This window comes from Leptospira vanthielii serovar Holland str. Waz Holland = ATCC 700522 (assembly GCF_000332455.1).
GTDB lineage: Bacteria > Spirochaetota > Leptospiria > Leptospirales > Leptospiraceae > Leptospira_A > Leptospira_A vanthielii.
Genome location: NZ_AOGY02000036.1, coordinates 1 through 3,296 on the forward strand (window position 1 = coordinate 1; position 3,296 = coordinate 3,296).

Below are 3,296 nucleotides of genomic sequence, written 5' to 3' on the forward strand. Positions count from 1 at the left end.
TATAAACCAAGTAGGTGGATAGGTATGAGGAGGTCAGATAGGTAACAAAAGAGACAACTCACATGGGTAACACCTACATTGTGTATCGGAGGACAATCCGATGCCTTGGAAGGAAACCAAAGTGATAGAAGAAAGAATCAAGTTCATAGCAGCTGTTAAAAGTGGTCAGTGGTGTTTTGCCGATCTTTGCCGAGACTTTAATATATCGAGAAAGACTGGCTATAAATATCTAAAGAATTATGAGTCGGAAGGTATCGACGGACTCAAAGATAAATCTGAAAAAGAATCACTCAGTCCAATGAAACTCCTGAGAAAATCGTTCACCTAATTGTATCTTTACGTGAAGACCATCCATCTTGGGGTCCCAAAAAACTCCGTCCCATACTCAAAGCAAAGTTTCATCGCATGAAACAGATTCCAAGTGAAACTACAATTGGAAACATTCTTCGCAAAAAAGGCCTAGTCAACCTAAGAAAAAAAGACCAAGAGTTCCACAGTCTCTATTTCCTTTTTCCAATGTAGTCGCTCCCAATGATGTATGGTGTGTTGATTTTAAAGGCCATTTTACAGTAGGAAATGGCAATCGCTGCGATCCACTAACAATTACAGATGCATATAGTCGCTACCTTCTAGCATGTGAAATCCTGAATAAAACGAATGCAGAGCAAACAAAAGCGGTATTTGAAAGGGTTTTTAAAGAATATGGACTACCACAGGCAACAAATCAGATAATGGATACCTTTTGCAAGTAAGGCCATTGGCGGCTTAACTAGTCTTTCTATATGGTGGTTGAAATTAGGGATCCGACCGGAACGCATTGAACCAGGGAAACCATCTCAGAACGGTCGTCATGAGAGAATGCACAGAACACTCAAAGAAGAAACTGCATTACCTCCAAGATCTAGTTTGGATGCACAACAGACCGCCTTTGATTCATACCGTGAAGAATTTAATAAGGTAAGACCACATGAAGCTTTGGGTTTTCTGACACCTGCAAAAGTTTATAAATCTTCGAAAAGGACATTCCCAAAAAAGATTCTAGAGGTAGCTTATCCCACACATATTGTTACCGATAAAGTCCATGAAAGTGGTTTTGCGCAGTACGGGCCCCATCGAGTGTTCTTTGGGAATCCTTTCATTGGAGAGGTAGTTGGCTTTGAAGAGATATCTGATCGGCATTGTCGTCTTTACTTTGCGGATGCAATTCTTGGAATTTTGGATTTGTATACGAGTAAAGTGTTGAAATACCAGAGGCTATTGTATAGAATTGACTAGTAAAAGTGTAACCCATGTGAGTGATCTAAAGTGTTACCGATGTGCCTTTTCATACACTCCCCTACCCAATCTCTATTAGCACTAGATTCGATTTTCTGTCAAGTTTTAATGTGACATAATTCCAGATTCCATAGAACCGAAAATATCGGTTCCGATTCCAAAGAGAAAATTTCAAACTAGGAGTAGGGGATAGCAAAATGGAAAATTATCTACAGAGAAAGAGGAGAGAAGTCTCTCTGAACTGCTTCCACACAATCCAGAGAGTTTACATCACCCGGTTAAAGGGGTTACGAACAATGTAACAATCTACAAAAATAGTACAAGAAATTTTTTCTCTAAGACCAAAATAAAACCAAAGAAAGTTTGGGCGCATCGAATCCTTCCTCTTTTTTGTTCCCAGTCAAACGACCAGGCTCTCCGCTGCAATCTTTCCCTTCAGGAAAGGATTTCCGCTTCGATCCTTTGCGCAAAAGTTTTTTCCGAACCAATCAAAACAGAGTCAAAGATTTTCCAGAATCCGAGGTACGCCGGCGTACTTTTTAAAAAATAATCCAGTTTTTGATTTTTAATTGCACCAAGATGCACCAATCGCAAACTCATTTTGCAATGAAAATCATTACAGTTGCCAATATCAAGGGTGGGACCTCCAAATCCACCACTGCCATCCACCTAGCCTTAGCCCTTTCCAAAAAAGGCTCCACCCTGGCCATAGACATGGATCCACAAGCAGATCTTTCTGACTTTTTTTTCCCCGAAGAACCTGTTGAATTCTTTGATTCAGGAAATACTCTCTCCGTTTTAAGCGCAGAAACTACACTCGCCGAATCAGTAAAACCTTCAAACAACATTGACGTATTACCATCAATCATCGAACTTTCCGACTTAAGTTATCTAGCTTCAAAAGATTTCTCTATGATCCCCCGCCTTAAAAACATTTTGCTTAAAGCTAAATACGACTATGTGGTCATAGATACTCCCGGATCAGGATCATCAGAAAATATTGCGTCTTATCTTCCTGCCTCTGTAATCCTTGTTCCGGTTACACCTTCTAAATGGGCGGTCAGAACCGTTGCCCAAGTTCTCAAAAAAGTTGACGAAGCAGAAAGGTTCGACGAACAATCCAAAAAAAAATCAGTTATGATCCTCCCTTCTCAGTGGGGAACCTCACAAAAACAAATGGATCTTCTTGAAAAATTGAACACCATAAAAACGTTAAAAATCCTAGATCCCATCCCAAAAAATGACAGTATTCGGGACCGTACAGAAACCGGGAAACCTCTACAAGAAGGAAGTGCTCCCTGGAAAGCTTTCGAAACCTTAGCGGAGAAATTAAAATAAAGTACGCCGGCGTACCTAATCAAAAATATGAAAAACAAAGCAAACTACAATCCAGCGGACATCCTTTCTAGAGCCACAGTAAGAACCTCTACCCTTAACCCATTTTTAAAAGAAGAGGAAACGTCAAATCATAATGCCACGGACATTCCCGTTGACCAGATCCTAACAGAAAACAACCCAAGAAAAACATTTAACGAATCCACAATCCGAGAACTTGCAGAATCCATTTCCCAATACGGACTTTTACAACCAATTGTCGTAAGAAAAAAAGCAGGGAAGTATGAACTTATCAATGGAGAACGTCGATTCCGAGCTCACAAACTTCTCAAAAGAAAAACCATTCTTGCAATTGTTAAAAATGTAGAACAAATTGATATCTCCAAGTTGCCAGAAATCAAATTAGTTGAAAACTTACAAAGAGAAGACCTTTCTGAATCAGACTTGGCACTTTCTCTCCAAGAACTTAAAAACAGACATAAAGAAACCAACGAACAACTGGCAAAACGTATTAATAAATCTGCACAGTGGGTTAAAACAAAAATTGCTCACGCAGAAATTTTAAAAGAAACAAACATCAATACAACGTCCGACAAAAATCACCCAATCTTTCAAATTCCTACCAGTTTATTCACCGAAATCGCCCCTTTAGATATGACCAATAGAAAAAAGGCCATACGTGGCGT

The 3,296-nt window shown here is 39.5% G+C and carries 2 protein-coding genes and 1 pseudogene; all 3 read left to right on the plus strand.

Annotated features, from left to right (window positions below):
• Positions 1–100 precede the first annotated feature (100 nt).
• Positions 101–1,275, plus strand: a pseudogene (locus LEP1GSC199_RS22280) (integrase core domain-containing protein).
• A 606-nt stretch (positions 1,276–1,881) separates the two neighbouring features.
• On the plus strand, positions 1,882–2,613 hold the full coding sequence (locus tag LEP1GSC199_RS07430) for a ParA family protein (RefSeq protein ID WP_039926351.1): 732 nt from the start codon (positions 1,882–1,884) through the stop codon (positions 2,611–2,613).
• A gap of 27 nt (positions 2,614–2,640) precedes the next feature.
• Positions 2,641–3,296, plus strand: a 656-nt coding sequence (locus LEP1GSC199_RS07435; protein WP_002980026.1) for a ParB/RepB/Spo0J family partition protein, incomplete at its 3' end; no start/stop codon positions are given.